12 protein-coding genes are annotated in these 21,962 nt (G+C 46.2%); 2 read left to right on the plus strand and 10 right to left on the minus strand.

What is annotated here, in order from left to right; all coding sequences use genetic code 11:
* Positions 1–4: 4 nt before the first annotated feature.
* The 9 genes from BW716_RS16110 to BW716_RS16150 all read right to left on the minus strand — a co-directional run bounded on the left by BW716_RS16110 (position 5) and on the right by BW716_RS16150 (position 19,015).
* Positions 5–1,771, minus strand: a complete 1,767-nt coding sequence (locus tag BW716_RS16110; RefSeq protein WP_083723819.1) for a rhamnogalacturonan lyase — start codon at positions 1,769–1,771, stop codon at positions 5–7.
* A complete protein-coding gene (locus BW716_RS16115; protein WP_083723821.1) occupies positions 1,772–3,517 on the minus strand; it encodes a RagB/SusD family nutrient uptake outer membrane protein in 1,746 nt (581 codons plus the stop codon).
* A gap of 13 nt (positions 3,518–3,530) precedes the next feature.
* Positions 3,531–6,548 carry a SusC/RagA family TonB-linked outer membrane protein gene (locus tag BW716_RS16120; protein ID WP_083723823.1) on the minus strand — a complete coding sequence of 1,006 codons (3,018 nt, stop codon included), beginning with the start codon at positions 6,546–6,548 and terminating at the stop codon, positions 3,531–3,533.
* 15 nt (positions 6,549–6,563) lie between these two features.
* Positions 6,564–7,961 (minus strand): fasciclin domain-containing protein, encoded by a 1,398-nt coding sequence (locus tag BW716_RS16125; RefSeq protein WP_083723825.1) that lies wholly within the window; start codon positions 7,959–7,961, stop codon positions 6,564–6,566.
* A 14-nt stretch (positions 7,962–7,975) separates the two neighbouring features.
* Entirely contained in the window at positions 7,976–9,607 is a 1,632-nt protein-coding gene (locus BW716_RS16130) for a fasciclin domain-containing protein (RefSeq protein ID WP_083723827.1), read from the minus strand.
* Entirely contained in the window at positions 9,604–11,082 is a 1,479-nt protein-coding gene (locus tag BW716_RS16135; protein WP_083723829.1) for a RagB/SusD family nutrient uptake outer membrane protein, read from the minus strand. Before BW716_RS16135 ends, BW716_RS16130 begins: the two co-directional genes overlap by 4 nt.
* Positions 11,083–11,092: 10 nt before the next feature.
* Positions 11,093–14,368, minus strand: coding sequence for a SusC/RagA family TonB-linked outer membrane protein (locus BW716_RS16140; RefSeq protein WP_083723831.1), 3,276 nt, complete (start codon positions 14,366–14,368; stop codon positions 11,093–11,095).
* A 9-nt stretch (positions 14,369–14,377) separates the two neighbouring features.
* A complete protein-coding gene (locus BW716_RS16145) occupies positions 14,378–16,558 on the minus strand; it encodes a fasciclin domain-containing protein (RefSeq protein WP_083723833.1) in 2,181 nt (726 codons plus the stop codon).
* A 534-nt stretch (positions 16,559–17,092) separates the two neighbouring features.
* Positions 17,093–19,015: a beta-N-acetylhexosaminidase gene (locus BW716_RS16150; RefSeq protein ID WP_083723835.1), complete on the minus strand. Its 1,923-nt coding sequence runs from the start codon at positions 19,013–19,015 to the stop codon at positions 17,093–17,095.
* A gap of 81 nt (positions 19,016–19,096) precedes the next feature.
* Between BW716_RS16150 and BW716_RS36160 the strand changes: the two genes are divergently transcribed.
* Entirely contained in the window at positions 19,097–19,303 is a 207-nt protein-coding gene (locus BW716_RS36160; protein WP_143708875.1) for a hypothetical protein, read from the plus strand.
* Positions 19,304–19,423: 120 nt separating this feature from the next.
* Here the strand turns inward: BW716_RS36160 and BW716_RS36165 are convergent, their stop codons facing one another.
* Positions 19,424–19,630 carry a hypothetical protein gene (locus tag BW716_RS36165; RefSeq protein WP_143708875.1) on the minus strand — a complete coding sequence of 69 codons (207 nt, stop codon included), beginning with the start codon at positions 19,628–19,630 and terminating at the stop codon, positions 19,424–19,426.
* A gap of 81 nt (positions 19,631–19,711) precedes the next feature.
* Here BW716_RS36165 and BW716_RS16155 point away from each other — a divergent pair, with 81 nt between their 5' ends.
* Positions 19,712–21,634, plus strand: a complete 1,923-nt coding sequence (locus BW716_RS16155) for a beta-N-acetylhexosaminidase (protein ID WP_083723835.1) — start codon at positions 19,712–19,714, stop codon at positions 21,632–21,634.
* The last annotated feature ends 328 nt before the right edge of the window (positions 21,635–21,962 follow it).

Here is a 21,962-nt window from a genome sequence, read left to right on the forward strand (position 1 = left end):
AAAATTAAAACTTTCCAGGATAAAACCCTGTATGGGGCGGCTGGTTATAGCCCACATTCTGCCATATGATGCTCATTCTGTACTGGTGATCCTGCATTAAAGTGATGATCCTGTGGGTGGTAGGGATGGTTGTGGTATAAATTCTCAGAGATTGATTATCTGACGTTCTCATGACTAATTCCTCTCTCCAATCGCCAAAAAGGTCCGCCGTTAAGGTAGGTGTAGCTTTAGTGCCGTTATTTGCTACACAACCTTCAGCCGTGAAAATGGTTCCTCTGCCATACTTGTCGATATGGTTGCCATCGAGGAGCTCGCGGCTCAGGTCTCCATCCCACCAGATGAGAAAGTTCGTAGAGCGGGGCGCATCGCCAATACGGTTGCCTTTTGTATCGTAGAGTCCTTTGGAGCCTGACCACCAGAGTTGGGCGCCTTTGCGGGTGCTATCGATATTTTCAGCGACCCCACGACCTACATCCTGATCTATGGAACCCCTGAACAGGATCTGGCCGGTGCGGGCATCGTACAATGCAGCGCCAGTGCCTTTGGCGCCATTTTCCAGTTCATGAATTCCAAACACTTCCAAACCCGGGTGATCGGGATCCAGGTCACCTACATGCAGGGCATCGCCATGACGCAGGCCAGTGGTGTAAAGCCCTTTGCCATCATCGTCTACACACATGGAGCCATAGATGATCTCGTCTTTGCCATCGTTATCCACATCGGCCACACTTAGGTTGTGGTTGCCCATACCGGAGTAAGGGCTACGACCGTCTTTGGTATCGAATACCCAGCGGGAAGTGAGTTTGCCGTCCTGGAAATCCCAGGCAGCGAGTACGATGCGGCCATAGTAACCTCTGCACATGACTACGCTAGGGTGCTTGCCATCGAGGTAAGCTACGCAGGCAAGAAAGCGGTCTACCCTATTGCCGTAATGGTCTGTACCACCATTGCCTCCATAACCGCCCCAGCCACCGATATCGCCACGACCGGGGATGTAATCGGTAGTAGCCAGTGCTTCGCCGGTCTTGCCACTGAAGATCGTAAAGTATTCAGGCCCTGTCAGGATCCTGCCGAATGATTTGGATGTCGGGTCCAGATCGCGGTAGTCTTTTGTGCTGTCGCCAATTACCTTCCCTTTGCCATCTATAGTGCCATCGGCGGTTTTGCAGGCAAATTCGGCAATGCCATCACCATCTAAGTCGTAGACCATGAACTGGGTATAGTGGGCGCCTTCGCGGATGTTACGCCCCAGGTTAATTTCCCAAAGGAAGGTGCCATCCAGTTTGTAGGCCTGAAAGATGGGCGGATCGGTAATGCCGGATTGGGAATTGTCTTTGCCCCGGCCGGTTTGATGGAGGATGATCTCGTATTGGCCATCACCATCCAGGTCCGCGGCCGAGGCATCGTTGGGTGTGTAACCAGGTGGTGTTTTGAGGGGAATAGTGAGGTATTGCTGAATGGGTGCATCTGCCTGGATGGTGTAAGTAGCCGTGTTGGTTTCTTTTCCACCAATGACAGATTTGACCAGATATGTATGGGTATGGTGAATATCGGCGTGGTTATCCACATAGTTGGTGACAGACTGGGAAGATAACTTTTGCAGTTGACCATCTGTTTGCCTGTAGATATTGAAAGTAATAGCAGATGGATCTGTGTCAAGCAGGCGCCAGCTGAGGAAAGTCTGGGTAGGTGATTGCGGAATAGCAATGAGGCCACGATCCAGTTTTTCACCGGGTGCGAATAATAAAAGAAATAAGAGGTGCATCATCATCTACCATTTAAAAGGTAAGTACCAGTTTGCTTTGTTCATTAATCTTGATCTCACAGCTTCTGCCCTGCTATCGTTGGCAGCTACAAATTTAGCTGCGATCTTATTAGCCAGCCAGGCAGGATCAGTAGCTTGCCTGCGGAGTGCAACACGCAACAGGTCAGGCCAGCGATAACCTTCGAAGGCAAGTTCCAATCCATCTTCATCTATTAACAGATCTTCCATCCTGTTTGTGAGTGTAGGTCTGTCTATGACAGGTTTATCGGTAAGCAGTGGGTCACTCATGTCAAATACACCGGTGGAGTCTACTTTTACTGACTTTAGCCCTACCCTACCGCGTACCCCTATATTTCGGTACCAGACATTGCGGAACTGTGGGTAGTTGCCATCACGGGCATCAAAGTCATAAGGAGGCACATCCTTTGTCTGCTCTATATCGGTGACATTGCGGCCCTCGCCTCCTGTTACACCAGTGGCCATATACACAGGGTCGTAGGTATTTTTGATACCGGTATTCAGGAGTGCATAGGCGATCTTATCACGATTGTCGCGGTTGGCAGCTTCTGCATAGTGCAGGTGCAGGGCGGCTGCGCGGAACAGTATCCACTTACTGGAGGTTTCGAAAGGTAGTAAAGAAGTATAGTTGTACGTGTATTTTTTGATGACTGGTTGTGTACCTGAATACTTGAAAGAGATATTCGGCCCCCGCAGGTCTATAGGGGTATTATCACTTCTGAATTGCTTATTCCAGTTGGCGATCGCCAGGTCGGAAGGGCGTATCTGGTAGCTACCACTTACATTGTCACAGAGTTCTATGAAAGGATTAGCTGGTGTGAAGTTCTTGTCGAATGGCAGGTTCCAGATGATTTCGTAATTGGAATAACGCTCTCCGTATGGCTGGCTGAAAATGTTGCTCCATAAGGCACCGGACAGGTTAGCAGTATATCCCACTCTGTATACTTCGTACCATTGTTCACTGTTCATGGCTGGGTACAACACATCTGCATAGTTCATCATGACACGGTAGTTAGTTGCTGCCTGTGTATAATTGCCATTCCAGAGATACAACTCGCCGAGTAAGCATTTTATATTGATAAAGAACTTTTCTGTGGAATAACCATCTGTTGTAATGAGCAATGAGGTGCCGGCCGGGAAGGGATATTTGTAAGGTAAGCCTTCTGTAAAGGTGATGAGTTTACTCAGCAATTCATTGAAGGTGACACGGGGAAATTTGGATACATCCTTAATGGCATCGATAGTTTCTAATGGATCAGTGATGTAAGGTATTTCTCCATAGTGAATACCCAATTGTAAATATAACCAGGTACGCATCGCCCCTACAGCAGCGTAGCGTAGTATATAATCGTCATTGCTGATCCGCTTATCCTGTAGCATGGCATCGAAGTTCTTCAGTGCATCGTTGCAGTTCATGATCACTTCATAGAATGGGCGGGGATCAGCGTAGGTATTATCTGCACTGACTTCGTGGATATTGAGTTCCTGCAGATACTTATCTGTTGTGGATGTAGTAACATCTACCAGATCGCCTCTCAGTTCATTGAGGATCATGTACCTGTCTGCCAATCCCATGACTTTCCCATAAATCCCGATCACGGCGGCATCTGCATCATTCACATTTTCGTAGACCTGTGAATGATCAAGTGCTTCTTCAGGTTTGATGTCGAATAGTTTTTTACAGCTGCACAATATGCTACAGCAAAGCAGTCCAGTATATAGTAATCGTTTCATGTTCTTGTTAATTTTATAAGCCCATCCTGATACCTAGTTGTACCGTTCTGTATTGAGGAAATAAGCCGTCGTCGATACCATGTGTGAACACGCTATTGCCACTGCTGAACTCAGGATCAAAGCCCAGGTAATTAGTCAGGGTAAATAAGTTATTGGCAGTGGCAGAGATGCGTACATATTTCATGGCGCCATGCTTCAGTGTAAGTTCATAACAGAGGCTCAGTTGTTGCAGGCGGATGTATTCACCTTTTTCTATCCAGCGATCGGAGAAACGTGCGTTGCCATTAGGATCACCCCATGCAGCACGGGGGACATTCGTTTCCTGGCCATCCTGTTTCCAGCGGTTGCGTACTGCTAAGGTTTGGTTGTTGTAATTGCTCATAGATTCCAGGTTTGCACGGGTGTGGTTGTAGATATCATTGCCATGACTGAAGGTAAAGATGGCATCCAGCGCCCAGCGCCGCCAGCTTACATGGTTCGTGAAAGCACCGGTAAAATCGGGATTGGGATCACCAATCATCTGTCTGTCATTCTCATCGATCTTGTGATCGCCATTCGTATCTACAAAGCGAATATCTCCTCCCTGAGCACCCATACCTGCTTTATTGGCTTCTTCATTAGTTTTGTAGATGCCGTTGGTTTTATAGCCGTAAAACAGATTGGCGGCATGACCTACAGCTGTGAGGATGGTGGCATCTCCGTAGGTTGTGAGCAATTGATTGCCGGGTATTTTGGTAATTTTATTCTTATAGGTAGATAGCGTGAGACCTACATCCCACTTCAGGATATGATCTATTACACGGCCAAATAGTGATACTTCTATACCATGTGTTTCCATTTCGCTGTTGTTGGTGATCACATGATCGAATCCGGTGGCAGCGGCCACAGGTTCTATGGTCAGCATATCTGAGGTACGATGCTGAAAGATATCAAGACTGAAACTTAGTCTTTCGTTATAGAAGGCACCATCCAGCGCGGCATTGTATTTTGTGACCGTTTCCCATTTCAGGTAAGGGTTGGCGATATTAGCGCGTACTAATCCCTGTAAGCCTAAGAGGTTCTGAGAAATGTAATATTGCCGGGAGGTATAATTGCCGATGTCATCATTGCCTGTTCTGCTGATACCGGCTCTGAGTTTGAGCGCATCGATATTGTGCTGATCTGAGACAATGAGCCAGGCGGCAGATAAACCGGGCATCACGGCGTATTGATTGCGGGTAAAGGTATATCTTGAAGAGCCATCTACGGCCAGGTTGAAGCGCAGGAAGTATTTATCTCTATAGGAGTAATCAGCATTGAAGTAAGTATTCAGCCAGTTCCATTTGCCAATTGTACCACTTACTTTTCTCAGTTGGTTTTGTCCCATCCCCACGCTGACAAATTCATCAGTGGCAGAGTTATAACCTAAGCCGTAATCTGATTCACTGTTATTATTGCTATAGCGTACACCCAAACCTGTATTGAGATGATGGTATCTGGTGAATTGCTTATCGTAGGTGATACGGGTATCGTTGTATAGGCTATAATATCTTTCTACATTGCTACCTGAGCGATTGTATGCGACAGCGTTTGACAGTGTATCAGGTTTAACACCAGCTTCAGGAATAAAGAAGGTCTCTCTTACTTTATCAAAAGTGACACCTGTGATGGTATTGATGCTGATATTTTTTGTAACATGGTAGTTGAACCGGATGCTACCAAAGAAGCGATAGTTTTTGTTAATATCCTGCATCTTGTCGATGATGGAAGCAGGATTGGAAACGCCAAAGATGTCATAATCAGCGAGACTGGGCGAAGCAATGCCTTCATCACTAATGGCCTGACGGTGGAGGAAAGGTGCTTTGATGAGCGCGAGGTATAATGGGTTTGTCTTAGGCGAAATACCCTGATCTTTGTCTTTCTGCGTATTGCTGGTAAATGCGAGATTGATAGCCGCCTTGAGTTTTGCAGACAGGTTCAGGTCCGCATTAAAACGGGTTTGGTAGCGGCCCAGATCTGTACGACGGATGGTACCGCTTTGTTTAAGGTATCCCAGTGATAACCCATAAGTGGCAATATCATCGCCACCGGCTACCTTCAGAAAATACTGTTGATTGAAACTTTGGTTCGTGACTTCTTTCTGCCAGTTTGTATTATTGTGATAGCGATAATAATCCGGATTAGGATTGTCATTCATGTAAGGTAATGCAGCTATTTCCGCAGGGGTCTTTCCACTACTTTGTAACAGGTCAGAGAGATATAAACGGTAATCACCTGATTCCATTACAGGCAGCTGCGCAGGTGGTGTATTAAATCCGCCCATCACACCGAAATCGATGCGGGTAGCTAGTTCCTTTGCATGTGAGGTAGTGATGAGGATCACACCGTTAGCGCCTTTGGTACCATATGTACTGGTACCGTCTCTCATGACGGTGATGTTGTCTATATCCTTGATATCGATATCTGCCAGTGGGTTATTCACATAGCCGTTTATTAAGGAGCCACCGTATTCATTGGTATCGTAGATCATGCCATCCACGACTACCAATGGTCTGTTAGTCGCATAGAGAGAGGTATATCCCCTCATAAATAAATCAGCGCCCATACCGGGTGTACCGCTACGCCTGATGACCTGTCCCCCCGGTACTTTGCCCTGTAAATAGTTTTCAGGGGAGGTAGTGATCTGCTGCCAGTTGTCGGTTGTATTGAGAGTGGTAGCAGGATCTGTGGTCTGCTTGCGGTCGTAGATAGAATTGAATGTTTCTTCATGCAGACTCGCGGTGACTGCATGCCTGCCATTCAGGGTGATGATCTTCGTTTGGTAGCCGGGTCCGGATACAGTAAGGGCGGTGCGGTAATCAGGTGCTTTGATGCGGAACTCTCCTTTTTCATTAGTGATGGCAGCAGAGAATCCTGGTATACTAATATTGATACCGGGTATTGTCGTGCCAGTAGCTGCTTCTTTGATCAGTCCTGTTACCACTACTGTATCCTGCGCCTTTGCATGAAACCCCAATAAAACCGCCAGCGTTATGTAAATAAATGCCTTCATAATAGATTGAGATGATCAGTTCAGAATAGGTACCAGTTTGATATAATCCAGCAGAATCGTGTTGCTACCATTGGTCGTGACCGAATTGCCCACGAGATATACATTGTGCACACCATAGCGAACATTGGTATAGTTCCCTACGTATTGTTCATTGTAATTAAGAACCGGAACCGTGGTATATGGTATAGTTATGACACCCGGATCGTCAAAAGCCACCCGCATAGGATACGTGCCTGTCTGCACATCATTGACAGATATCCAATACACCTGGTATGCCACTGAATTTAATCGTGCCCTGTAATTCAGCCAGTAGGAAGCCACACCATAATTGTACATGTACACATCCCTGAATATATTGCCGGTATTGGAATTGACACGTGTACGAATGGCGATGGTCTTTGTTGCATCTTTTACTCCACTGTAGTATTCTCCTTCAATGATGACAGGTTTGATCTTAGTAGACAGATCATAGTCGATATGATTAACTATATACACGATGCCATTGCTTACCTTCTGCGAGCTGATGATGTCACTGGCATTAATATGAAACTGTACACTATCGCGAATACTATAGAGGGTTGCGGGTAAATGTTCTTTGTCGTACACACCATTGAATACAAGATCTTTGATCACATTCCACTGGGTAGTAGTATCCGTAACGGCTTCTGTACTGTCTGTAAAGTATTTGGTTAATCTTTGTTGCTCGTCTTTATAAACATCATCTGCTAAGATTACATAGGTGAGCAGAGAATCTTCGTTATTGATATTTACGCTTTCAAGGAAATGATTTAGCGCTACTTCGCCGGTGCCGGGCTTATAGATAGGTGCACCGGTAGTAGGATTAACGCCGATCTGTTCGGCAGTCGCTGTGTCTATGCCGATGTATGCCAGGGATTGCAGAAACGTCTTTTGCTGATAGCTGGTGCTATTCAGGTATTCCCAGGCATTTTGCTTAGGAATGATAGCGGCATCAATTACCTGCAATACACCATTGGCAGTATATTGATCGGCTTCGCTCACTTTGATACCTTCTACACTACCGGCTGTAAATGCGATCTTCTTACCATTCAGGGTAGCGATCCTTTGTTCATCGGCAGTACCAGTATAAGATAGGGTGCTGATATGATTAGCGATGAGTAAGCGTAGTAGCGCCGTATCATTCAACAAGGCAGGATCTACTGCTGCCCATGCACTATTGACCGGGGCCCATACCGTGAAGGTTTTAGAAGAAGCCAGTACCTGATCATAGCCCGTCTTGGCAAGGTATGTATAGAACTGACTAAGTTCAGTATTGGCCTGTATGGTTTGCAACAGGTTTTGGGTGGTAGCTGGCTTGTTCCGGTCATTCCATTTCTCCTTGCGGCAGGATATGCCCAGCAATAAACCTATTATGATCAGGTATCGTATCATCATTCAAAATTTGAAAGTCATGGCCTTGGTACCTGTGTACCATCAGCTTTGAAACGTGGATAGAGCTGATCCATATCCTGTGGGATAAAGTGGATCATGTCCAGATTGTTATTGTTCTGTGTTCCCTGTAGCGTTGTAAACCGGAGGGTATGGCGTTCAGTAGTTTTGATTTCAATGGTCCCCACCAGTCGTGCGCCCCAGTTGTTGGAGGTAGGATCAGTATACCATTTCCAGCCCTGTGCTTCCATTTCACCTGCGGTACTAGCCGGCATGGCAGTAGTGAAGTTCATGGTACGCTGCATCACTTCGCCGTCTATAGAGATCTGGTTCAGGTTGTTGGAACTATTCGATTGTTTCTGTACACGATAGCAGATCCACACTTTATATTTCCCTTTTACCAACAGCGGTGTTTTCATATCGATGTAAGTACTGCGACCAGGACCACCTAAGGGTATCATTAGAAAATCGCCGTTTACATACGTGCTGCCTACGGAATAAGTCATGGTAGAAGGTCCGGGCACAACGAAGTCCGCCGGCATATTCGTGAGAGAATACGCATAGGCCTGCTTGCGGAAATAAGCTGGCAGGTTGCGGATTTCAGGAAAGTCGGCTACATCCCAGTAGACAGGTACCGGGTTCCTGATCTTGACAGCGAAATGGCCGAGGGAATTGTGCAATACACCATTGGTAGCAGAGTTGTCAGAAGTATTTCTTTCAAGCTCTACACCTGTTTCATGCACACCATTGAAGTCATCATCATTGATCAGTACATGCTGGCCGGAGAGTTTAGCGGTGACTACTTCCAGTGGCGCCAGGGTAGTATGCGAAGAGGAAGTGACAATGTCAGCGAGGTATTTTACGCCATACAGGATGTGATAGTCTACATATAAATGCAAACTGTCTTCCAATTGTGTTGGATCACCGGTATGTGAATAACGTGCTTTGAGCGCTGCATAAGTACCAAAGCCCGCAGCATTGATGGCAGAGTCAGATTCTGCCAACACCGTCAACCATCTTCGACTGCTATCTGTATTACTGCCGGCCGGCACATTCAGGGTATCATACAAACCCGTTTCACGGAGTGCCTGTGTGAATATGCTGTACTTTGGATTATTGGCGAGCATGCCTGCCAATGTTTCTGTGGCAGGAGTTAATACATTATCCACTACGTGAACGATGCCATTGCTTACACGGATATTTGCTTTTAAAATATTCGCCTGTCTGTTCACCGTGATCCTGGTTTCACCACTCACATTTGCCGCACCTGTGATGAGGTATTGCCCAAACATGGTGAGCTTTGACAACTTACCATCAGAGAAAGTAGTAGTATTGATGGTATCCTGTATGATACAAAACTTCACGATGTCCTTTAGCTTTTGCACATCCATTGATTCCAGGGTGGAATGTCCTGTACTTTTCAGGAACGATGCCACCGCATTGTTGTTAGGAACAAAGACAGTGTACGTACCGTATACCCCCAGGAATCCATCATCGCCGGTGATGTTGAGGATCTTCCGGAATTCGGAGAACTGGTCAGGATAGTTTTCCAGGTAACCGATGATGGTCACTTCATCTGAGGTTTGCGAAACGATGGGCGACTTTTTACAACCCGCAATAAAAAGAATTAAGATAATATAGAACGCTTTCATTGATAGTACGGGTTTTGTACCAGTTTTTTGTCAGCTTGTAACTCATACTGGTTGATGGGTAAATAGTGGCTTCGTACATCTTTGTATTTATTGATAATCGACTGTTGCATACTGCTGGGAGCTGTCATGGCAACCATATCGAGCATGATTTCCAGATGTGCGTAGTTATTCCGTTTTGCATGGCGCAGTATGTCATACCAGCGCTTGCCTTCGAAGGCAAACTCACGGGCTCTTTCATTCAGTATATAATTGGATACGTCTATTGCAGAACCGGGATCAGGTGATTCTGAGGTACCATCTATAGCACCTGCCCGGGTACGGATAGTGGTCACCAGGTCCAGTGCCTCCTGCCCTCTCTCTACCCATGCCAGTGCTTCTGCTTTGAGCAGCAGGATGTCGGAATAGCGATATACAAACCAGTGTGCCCAGGAGTCTGCGGCAGTTCTGGCAACGGAAGTCGTACCACCTGTGGCGCCGGCAAACTTCCAGATCATCTGATCAGTTGCCCGTATGCTACCGCCATCTCCCCGAATGTCTTTTTTAGTCGCGTCGGTAAGGTCTATGCCATAAACTTCATCCATTACTCTTGAGGAGCCGATGAAACGATTGGTAGCCACTATAAACATGGAATAGAAAGGATTCAGCTGCTGCTGGTCAAACTGGAATTCGAAAATGCTCTCGGCAGAGTTGCCTATATAAAATACATTGTTGAACCATTGGGATTGCACACTGCCATCCATCAATCCATAGCGGCCGGAGTTGATCACTTTATCACAGACAGCGATACAGTCATCGTACTTTTCATTCCACAGGTATACATCGGCTTCCAGTGCGTAGATACCATATTTTGTAAGACGACCTTTATCCTGTGCGGTACTACCGTAAGTTTCCAGTGCGTGGGTTTCTGCAAAGGTGAGGTCTGCGACGATCTGTGCATACACCTGGTCCTGTGTGCTTTTTTCCAATTGATCCAGGCTATTGTCACTATCGGTAGCTTTGAGTTGTAAGGGGACTTCGCCAAAGGTGCGCATTAGGTAGAAGTACATGAGTGCCCGCAGACCATGAGCTTCGGCAAGATAACCATCCAGCGCTGCCTGTGTGAGTGTCTTGTCGGTCTCCATTACTTTGGCCGCATAGTCGATCACGGTATTGCAGTAATTGATAGTGCTGTATACATATGACCAGCTGGTGTAGCTGTTTGTAGCCAGGATATTCGCCTGCATGATGTTTACTTCATCTACAGCAGTATTGAGTGTACTGCTGACCATATCGGCACGTAGTTCTCCCCATACAAAGAGTTCTGACACCAGTCCATTGTTGAGCAAAGAGGAATAACAACCTATGACAGCGGCTTTTAGCTGCTCCTTATTTTGCCAGTAGTTGTCGCGGATGATGCCGTCCTGTGGTTTTACATCCAGCCATTTACCGCAGGATGAGGTGAGCAACAGGGCGACTATCAGAATATATTTTTTCATAGTTATATTTTTAAAAACTGGCACTAATACCCATCAGGAAATTCCTGGCAGGTGGCGTGAGTGCATTGTCCACCGGGTAAGCGAATGGATCGTTATCTCCCTTCATGGATACATCAGGGTTCTGGCCTTTGTACTTTGTCCAGGTAGCGAGGTTTTCCACAGTGAAGTAGAAACTCGCGTTGCGTATATTCAGTTTGTCCAGCACTTTTTTGGTAAAGTTGTACCGGAGGGTCAGTGATTGCAACCTGATGAAAGATGCATCCTGTACATACCTGTCAGAACCTAACCAGTTGTAACCTGATCTGTAGAGTGCCCTGGGTACGTTGGTTTCATCGCCCGGATTGCGCCAGCGCTTGAGGACAACGGTACTTTGGTTGTCATAACCATACATGTTGCTGGTGATCATATCCGCCCTGTTCACCAGTTGGTAGCCTACCCTGTAAACGAAGTAGGTGGTGAGTTTCAGGTTACCTTTGAAGGTGATATTCGGACCAAAACCTCCGGTTATTTTGGGGATACCATTACCGAGGTATACGATATCTTTGTTGTCGATATTACCATCATGGTTGATGTCTTCATACATTGCATCGCCGGGTTGGAATACGTAGTCAGTACCGGGGTAGTTAAAACGCATGTAGAGTGTTTGCCCATTGGCGCCGTCGATCTTTTTTCCATTGGCGTCTCTTACGATGGTCGCATCTTTGTCTTTGTACACACCTTTGTAGCGGAACCCATAGTAGGAACCAAATGGATTCCCGATTTGCAGATACGTTTTATACACACCATTCTGGTTGATGGCTACGCTGTTTTCTCTTGGGAAGAACTCAGATATTTTTCGCACAACATTCACATTGCGGGCAATGTTCAGATCGAAGCCGATCGTCAGGTTCTTACTGCGGTAAGGAATGGTATTTAACAGTACTTCCCAACCCTGGTTATCCATGGTACCCACATTCATCGCAACCGTTGAAAAACCAGAATAGGTAGGGATCTGCAGATTTTCGTAGAACATATCTCTGGTACGGTTACGGTAAGCTTCCACATCAATACGGATCCTGTTTTTCAGTACCCACAGGTTAAAGCCCAGGTTTGTACCAACGACTGTCTGCCATTTCAGGCTGGTGAGTTCCATATTGGAGGGGTATACTCCCGACATGCCTAAATAAGTGTATGAATAAGGCTGATAGGTATTAAAGTAGTTCCAGACTGCTTTGTCAGGAGGGGCGGCGCCACTCTGTCCGTAGGATGCCCTGAAACTGAGGTCGTCTATGAACTTATACTTCCGCATAAATTTCTCACCAGAGGTACGCCAGCGCACAGATACGGAAGGGAATAAACCATACCGGTAATCAGGACCGAAACGGGAGTTACCGTCGCCTCTTACACCTGCATTGATGATGTACCTGTCCAATAATCCGTACTGCCCCTGTAAGAGCAATCCTACGCTTCTTGTTCTGCCTGAAGTAGATTCAAGATCCAGATCAGAATTTGCCGTACGGCTGGGATTGGATGGATCCTGAAAATTGGAAGAAGCGGTGTTGGAGGTAAGCACATTGTGCGTAACATAACTTCTGTCTTCTGTTTGCAGCGATAACAGTGCCTGCAGCTGGTGTTTCTGCGTATTCGTTTTTGGAGTATAAATGAGGTTCGTTTTTGTATAGACATCGAAGATATCCCCATCACTATCCCCTGCCCTGTTTACCACAGTTTCAGTAACCGGGCGGCCGGTAGCCACCTGTGGCAGAAAGGTCTGCGCTTTTGTATTGTTAATATCGAACTGTACATCGAAGGTAGATGTGAGCACAGATGGGACGATATCATACTGGATGTTGAACTTCGGTGTGATGCGTTCCCCTTGTTGTCTGTAAAGGCTTTCCATTACCATCGCCACCGGGTTGTAGGTAGTATAATAGTAACCTTGTATGTTGGAAGCAGGCGACAGGTAATTCGGTGTCACATTACCATATTCATCATATTCATAGATGGCCATATTCGGCATTTTGGTATAAGCGATACCGCGTACCTGGTAGTCTTTGTCAGGAACATAATTCAGGTGGTTATCCACATGTGTGTAGGTAATGTCTGAACGGAAACGAATACGGTTGGATACGTTGTAGTCCAGGTTAATTTTGGATGTGATCCTTGTCAATGCAGTACCTTTTGTCGTTCCTTTCTGGTCGAAGTAGCCGATGGATGCGTAGTAGCGGGCTTTTTCACCACCGCCGGTCATAGAAATATTATGATCCTGTGAATAGCCGATACGGGTGATGGCCTTTACCCAATCCGTATTGTTACTATAATTGTAATACCAGTATGGATCGGATGGATCGTAGAGAAATTCTTTATTCACATTGATGTTCAGCGGCAGCCCATTGGTGTTTGCAATTTCTTCAGGTATGAGGGTAGAATACTGATCGCCATTCAGGAGCGGAATATTGCGGGGTTGCTTACCAAAGGTACCTTTGAAATTATACGTGATGGCAGGCCTGCCTACCATCCCTCTTTTAGTCGTGATGATCAGTACACCATTCGCCGCGCGGGAGCCCCATACAGCCGTTGCAGCAGCATCTTTCAACACAGTGATCTCTTTGATATCAGAGGGAGCAATGTTGAGCAATTGTGCATAACCTTGTTCATCTGCACTGCCAAAGTTAAAATCAGAAGGTACTTCTGTATCATAAGGCATTCCATCCAATACGATCAGTGGATTCGCAGATCCATTGATGGAAGCTGTACCTCGAATACGGATAGACATGCCTGCACCGGGGTCACCGGAGGTGGTACCGATATCCACACCGGGCAGCCTTCCCTGCAAAGCCTGATCGATAGAGGCAGCGGAGAGTTCTTCCAGTTCCTTTGCCTGAATGGTGGCAGTGGCCAGCGTAGAGTTGCGCGCTTCGATATTCATACCAGTACCATTGTTCACCGTTTGCCGTGCAACGACATTGAATTCGTTCAGATCACGGGTATTGGGTTGGAGCTGTACGTTGATAGTATTACGCCCATTGATGCCCTGTATGATGGTTTTATAGCTGATAAAAGATACGGAGAGCTGGTGTTGCAAATCAGCGACACGAATGGCGAAATTGCCATCTATATCGGTGGCTACACCTGTTACCGTACGCTTATCCTTGTCCAGCTCTACCACTGAGGCGCCAATCACCGGCAGGTGGGTAGTGGCATCTGTTACCTTTCCACGGATGGTTTTCTTTTGTGGTAACTGTTCCTGGCGGGCGAACAGTGCAGCGCTGTATAAAAGACAGATGATAAACAGCAGTTTGTTCATAACAGTTTTTTATTTTCCTCTGAGGTAGTGGGTAATGGCGTGGATGACAGTACGGGCAGAGAGGTTGTTGCTACGTGTGTAATCCAGGTAGGCAATATCATTGTATGAATCTCTGAGCTCCATACTATTGGGATGCTGACTGTTGATAAATATGAAAGAGAGGTCGCCATCGCTGGTCTTCATCAATGTTTCAAAAGCGCCTTCCTTTTTACCATCAGGTACTACAGTGTTGCGGTTCAGGATGTGGAAGTTGATAAACTGGACCACCTTGTCTTTATCCGCATCAGTAGTGGGGGTATAATTAGGTGTGCCGGTGGTTTTATCACCTGGTAATACCCCGTCCTGCACCGCCTGTGTAATAGCACTGTTCACAGGTACAAAAATGGTGTAGCTGGTACCCGGTACTGTGCCAACGATATCCTTGGTGGCGGCGGTCCACAGCGTAGAATTCTTCAGGTACTGGAAGAAACTGTTGAAGCCAGCAGGATCGTTGGTAGCGAGTTTTTCCAGGTGGTAACCGATGGTGTTCTCAGTGAAAGTAAGCAGCCCATCTGTGTAAAAGACTTGTCCATTGGCGGCTTTGCCGATGCTGTTGATATGCAATACGGTGCCGGCATCTGCATTACCGCTGGCCCATACGGTGTTGTTTTTATATTTGATGTATTCACCATTCCATGCTTCCATGATACCTTCACCGGAGAGGTCGTCCATTTCACCATTATTGGTGGTGAGGATGGAGGTTTGTAATATGCGATATACCCTGTCCATGGCACCGGAACCATATTGGATACTACTACCGGGTGCGAGGTAAGACCAGTCATTTCTTTCAGAGCTCCAATCGTATCCGGCGGCACGCAACAGATTGTCCGGCATCATGAACATGGTATAACTGATGCTGGGGTTGATGATGGAATATTTCAGGTCAGCATCCAGTGCACGGGTCATGAGTGAATAGTTCGGATCGAGAAAAGCCTTGGCATAAATCGTTCTGAATACATTGGCATCCTGCACAGCATTAATACCATAAAAGAACCCATTACTTAATACCTTTTTGTCCACAATATTCGATTGGGTGAAGGTGGGTACCTCCTGCTGACTATTCGTGGTATGACTCATTTTATTTGGCCATACGGCTGTCTGCCACATGTGTGCATTCAGCAGGTTCGTGAGTACGGAAGGGGGTGCTGCTTCAAAAGTCTGGTAGAATTCAAGGATCCTTTTTTTGTAAGGTATGAGCACATCATTGGTAGGTACGACCAGCGTCCAGCCTGACTTCTGCGCATCGGTGCCGGAGGCCAGGTAGTTCTCATTGTTTGGTGAGAATGCCAGGGCCGCACTATATACTTTTACAAATACAGAATCTGCATCGCCGGTCAGCACCATATTACGATGTGTGATATCGGCATTGGACTGATAGGTAACAAGCTTTTCCAACAGACTACGAAACTCACTGTAGTTGGGATTTGAAGCGAGGTACCTTTCCAGGTTGTCCAGCGGGGTGATGACTTTATCAATGGTGTGGATAATGCCGTTTTCAGCGGGGATATCGGCTTCCAGTACTTTTGCATCTGCTACATTGAAGCCACTATAAAAGGCACCGGGATAGAAGTAATTATAGTCAGCAGCACTAAGTCCATTTTGCGACAGGAATCCATCTATGAAGTAAGGAATGTTCTTGTTATTATTATCATTGGTAGCGTAGGTACCATTTCTATTGGCAGCGATGAGTAGCCGGCCATTTTCAGCATATACCCAGTCGTAATAAGCGGTTTTGCGCTTAAAGGCCTGGTTGGTATCCGGCCCTGCGCTTGTCTGTTGATCCACCAGCTGTTCTTTTCTATACGCATTATATACCAGCTCGTAGGCTACGATCCTTCTGGCGTGGGCAGAGTCGATAGCGTCGTCACCACTGAGGCCGTTGGCTTTGAAGTAGTTTTCAAAAGCGGAATCAGTAGGTGCAAAAAAGGTCCAGTAACCGGCTTTGCCAAGAATGTCTTTGTAGCCTGCTTTGTCGATGGTAGCAAGCAAATGGGTGAAGTTTTTGCGGGCTTCAAGTTGCTGGTATATTGGTTGTGCCAACCAATCGGGACGTCCATAGTAGGCATCGAACTCCTTTTTTCTGCAGGCGGTGATGGCAAGCAAAAGGAATCCCACACCAAAGACCAGGGATCTTCGGAAGAGTATTTTCATAACAACAATATTTCAGGGCATTTTGTGGAATGCTACATTTTGGTCGATATTGGAATTTAGATGATCTGGAATTTTTATCCCCCGGCGCTTAATTACAGTCAGAAAATGTGCTATTGTATCAGTAAGGCTAAGTTAGAGTGGTGCTAGATAATAAAAAATGTAGAATAGTACTATTGCATGGAATAATTGACATTTTTGGGGATGGAATAATTGGTGGGGGGATGGAAAATTATACAAAAAATGAGGGTGACGCCTACAGCATCACCCTCATTTTTTGATTTAATAGTTAATAGCAGTACAACTCTTGTCCTGGGAGGTGAAAAGGCCCTTAAAATAAGTTTCCTTTCAGCGAGACAGATTTACGGCCGTTTTTGTGCAGGTAACCCAACCACTTCCCATGTTCCTTGTCATGAAAATGGGAATAAGCGTAATCATCCTCCCTATATGGTATGCCCGGGATTCAATTTCCTCAGGTAATCTGATTGGAGGGACGGGTTATCCTGAAAGAAAGGAGTACAACCCCATTTTATTCAATTAATATACGTGACGTTTCTCATCCAGCCGCTTAGCCAGGTCTTCTTTGGTGATATCTACCTGTGCGCCTACCGGCTTGCCGTTGCGATAGGTGATCACTTTCAGGATATTGGCACCTACAGGCCACCTGAGGGGCTGACCCGTATATTTTGGATAATGTGCATCAGGGTTGGTATTATCAAAGCTGTAATACAGATCCAGTCCTTTGATCTCAGTAGCCAGGTTGATTTCATAATCGTAACGATTAATTCTCACCGGCCTGAAGATCACATTGTATACGCTGCGGGCATACTTGATATCCGCGGCATCCAGTCTTTTGAAGTTATCTTCCAGTCTTGGAATGAAGTCATCCCAGTTCCTTTTTGCCTTAGGGCTCCAGTATACTTCGGAGAGCGCGATAGAACGCGGCCATGTCATGTATTCTACATGGCGGAACACGGGAACTGATTCTGTCCAGAGGTTGCCCTGACCACCCAGTATGTATTTTTCATCTACGCTGTCAGGTACGGGATCGTAGTTGTAAGAATCAGACAGGCGGCACATACCATAGGTAGGTGGCTCTGCAGACTGCTCACCCTGATACAGATCCAGGTATACAAAGTCCCATGGCGTCATTACTACATGATGATTCATTTTGGCAGCGGTGATACCTCCACTCATGCCTCTCCAGCTCATCACGGTTGCTTCAGGCGCCAGACCACCTTCCAGGATCTCGTCCCACCCGATCATCTTTTTACCTTTTGCTTTGAGCATGGTCTCCATTCTCTTAACGAAATAGCTCTGCAGTTCGTCTACATCTTTCAGGTGCTCATGTTCCATCCTGGCCTTACATCTGGGGCAGGTTTTCCAGAAACCTTTGTATGCTTCGTCTCCGCCTACGTGAATGTATTTGGAAGGGAATAATGCAGCGAGTTCAGTGAACACTTTGTCTAATACGGTGAAGATACTGTCGTTGCCTACGCAAAGTACATTGTCTTCGCGGGTGTAGAACTCGCGGCCTGCATTTACCTTGTAAGGCAGTTGTGTGCAGGAGAGATTAGGATAAGATGCGATCATAGCCAGGCTATGTGCCGGCACATCTATTTCAGGTAAGATAGTGATACCTCTGGCAGCTGCATATTTCAGCAGTTCCTTAATATCCTCCTGAGTATAGAAACCGCCATCAGTCGCTTTCTCATTGGCTAGGTCTGCTGGCAGTTTACCCCAGCGACCCGTGCGTGGTACTCTCCACGCGCCTACCTTCGTCAGTTCGGGCAGACTCTTGATCTCGATACGCCATCCCTCATCATCCGCAAGGTGTAGGTGCAGGGTATTGTATTTATAGCGGATCATCTCGTCCATGAACTGCTTTACTTCTTCCTTGGTAAAGAAGTGACGGGATACGTCCAGCATCAATCCTCTCCATCCAAAACGGGGATAGTCGAGAATATCAGCGCAGGGCATCGTCCAGGCTACGTTCTTTACTGACTGGCTTTCGATATCGGGAGGCAACAGTTGCAGGATAGTCTGCAAACCGTAAAAGATACCGGAGGTGGTATTGGCTTTCAGCACTACTTCGGAGGGAGTTACCTTCAGGGTATAGCCTTCTTCGCCAATCACATCGTCCGCTTTTGCATTCAGCTCAAGACGGATACGTTTCTTTCCGCTATTACTGCGTTTCAGTTCATAACCAGTACTGGCTTTTAGCCTGGTAGTGAACCAGTCTGCTGTTTCCTTTAATTTGCTATCAGAGAGGGATAATACAGTTCCATTATCCAGCGTAAATTCCCCACTTTGTTCCGTCACCTTCACTGGCTCAGGGATGATTTTGATTCTTCCATCATTAGCATAGGTACGAACCATTATCAGGGCAAAGAAAAGAATTAATCCGCTCCTTGATAAGAGCAACCTTAACCTAAAATCTAACAATCGTGCTGTAGTCATAATTTAAATTGAATTGCTTAACAAATTAACGATAGGCTATAAGTATAATACTTTTTATTTACTATTCGTAATCTGTGTGATGTGTGGCAGAACGGGTTACTGTGCCGCATCCCACCATATTCCGGACGCCATTTTATTCCCATCAGTATAGCGGCGACAGGTGATAGTCTGTACCTGCCGGTGAAGAGCGCGATAAAGAAGTTTAGTTTGAGTTTGGGAAATAATGATACGAAGTTAAGGTTGTCTCAGTTAGGGGATAAAGCAGGGGTGATGGGTCGTGTATGTTGATGCGAAAAAGAATTTTCAATTAAATAAACAAAATGGCCGGCCTTTCGGCCGGCCATTTTNNAAAATGGCCGGCCGAAAGGCCGGCCATTTTGTTTATTTAATTGAAAATTCTTTTTCGCATCAACATACACGACCCATCACCCCTGCTTTATCCCCTAACTGAGACAACCTTAACTTCGTATCATTATTTCCCAAACTCAAACTAAACTTCTTTATCGCGCTCTTCACCGGCAGGTACAGACTATCACCTGTCGCCGCTATACTGATGGGAATAAAATGGCGTCCGGAATATGGTGGGATGCGGCACAGTAACCCGTTCTGCCACACATCACACAGATTACGAATAGTAAATAAAAAGTATTATACTTATAGCCTATCGTTAATTTGTTAAGCAATTCAATTTAAATTATGACTACAGCACGATTGTTAGATTTTAGGTTAAGGTTGCTCTTATCAAGGAGCGGATTAATTCTTTTCTTTGCCCTGATAATGGTTCGTACCTATGCTAATGATGGAAGAATCAAAATCATCCCTGAGCCAGTGAAGGTGACGGAACAAAGTGGGGAATTTACGCTGGATAATGGAACTGTATTATCCCTCTCTGATAGCAAATTAAAGGAAACAGCAGACTGGTTCACTACCAGGCTAAAAGCCAGTACTGGTTATGAACTGAAACGCAGTAATAGCGGAAAGAAACGTATCCGTCTTGAGCTGAATGCAAAAGCGGACGATGTGATTGGCGAAGAAGGCTATACCCTGAAGGTAACTCCCTCCGAAGTAGTGCTGAAAGCCAATACCACCTCCGGTATCTTTTACGGTTTGCAGACTATCCTGCAACTGTTGCCTCCCGATATCGAAAGCCAGTCAGTAAAGAACGTAGCCTGGACGATGCCCTGCGCTGATATTCTCGACTATCCCCGTTTTGGATGGAGAGGATTGATGCTGGACGTATCCCGTCACTTCTTTACCAAGGAAGAAGTAAAGCAGTTCATGGACGAGATGATCCGCTATAAATACAATACCCTGCACCTACACCTTGCGGATGATGAGGGATGGCGTATCGAGATCAAGAGTCTGCCCGAACTGACGAAGGTAGGCGCGTGGAGAGTACCACGCACGGGTCGCTGGGGTAAACTGCCAGCAGACCTAGCCAATGAGAAAGCGACTGATGGCGGTTTCTATACTCAGGAGGATATTAAGGAACTGCTGAAATATGCAGCTGCCAGAGGTATCACTATCTTACCTGAAATAGATGTGCCGGCACATAGCCTGGCTATGATCGCATCTTATCCTAATCTCTCCTGCACACAACTGCCTTACAAGGTAAATGCAGGCCGCGAGTTCTACACCCGCGAAGACAATGTACTTTGCGTAGGCAACGACAGTATCTTCACCGTATTAGACAAAGTGTTCACTGAACTCGCTGCATTATTCCCTTCCAAATACATTCACGTAGGCGGAGACGAAGCATACAAAGGTTTCTGGAAAACCTGCCCCAGATGTAAGGCCAGGATGGAACATGAGCACCTGAAAGATGTAGACGAACTGCAGAGCTATTTCGTTAAGAGAATGGAGACCATGCTCAAAGCAAAAGGTAAAAAGATGATCGGGTGGGACGAGATCCTGGAAGGTGGTCTGGCGCCTGAAGCAACCGTGATGAGCTGGAGAGGCATGAGTGGAGGTATCACCGCTGCCAAAATGAATCATCATGTAGTAATGACGCCATGGGACTTTGTATACCTGGATCTGTATCAGGGTGAGCAGTCTGCAGAGCCACCTACCTATGGTATGTGCCGCCTGTCTGATTCTTACAACTACGATCCCGTACCTGACAGCGTAGATGAAAAATACATACTGGGTGGTCAGGGCAACCTCTGGACAGAATCAGTTCCCGTGTTCCGCCATGTAGAATACATGACATGGCCGCGTTCTATCGCGCTCTCCGAAGTATACTGGAGCCCTAAGGCAAAAAGGAACTGGGATGACTTCATTCCAAGACTGGAAGATAACTTCAAAAGACTGGATGCCGCGGATATCAAGTATGCCCGCAGCGTATACAATGTGATCTTCAGGCCGGTGAGAATTAATCGTTACGATTATGAAATCAACCTGGCTACTGAGATCAAAGGACTGGATCTGTATTACAGCTTTGATAATACCAACCCTGATGCACATTATCCAAAATATACGGGTCAGCCCCTCAGGTGGCCTGTAGGTGCCAATATCCTGAAAGTGATCACCTATCGCAACGGCAAGCCGGTAGGCGCACAGGTAGATATCACCAAAGAAGACCTGGCTAAGCGGCTGGATGAGAAACGTCACGTATATTAATTGAATAAAATGGGGTTGTACTCCTTTCTTTCAGGATAACCCGTCCCTCCAATCAGATTACCTGAGGAAATTGAATCCCGGGCATACCATATAGGGAGGATGATTACGCTTATTCCCATTTTCATGACAAGGAACATGGGAAGTGGTTGGGTTACCTGCACAAAAACGGCCGTAAATCTGTCTCGCTGAAAGGAAACTTATTTTAAGGGCCTTTTCACCTCCCAGGACAAGAGTTGTACTGCTATTAACTATTAAATCAAAAAATGAGGGTGATGCTGTAGGCGTCACCCTCATTTTTTGTATAATTTTCCATCCCCCCACCAATTAT

This window comes from [Flexibacter] sp. ATCC 35208, from assembly GCF_001975825.1.
Taxonomy (GTDB): domain Bacteria; phylum Bacteroidota; class Bacteroidia; order Chitinophagales; family Chitinophagaceae; genus Chitinophaga.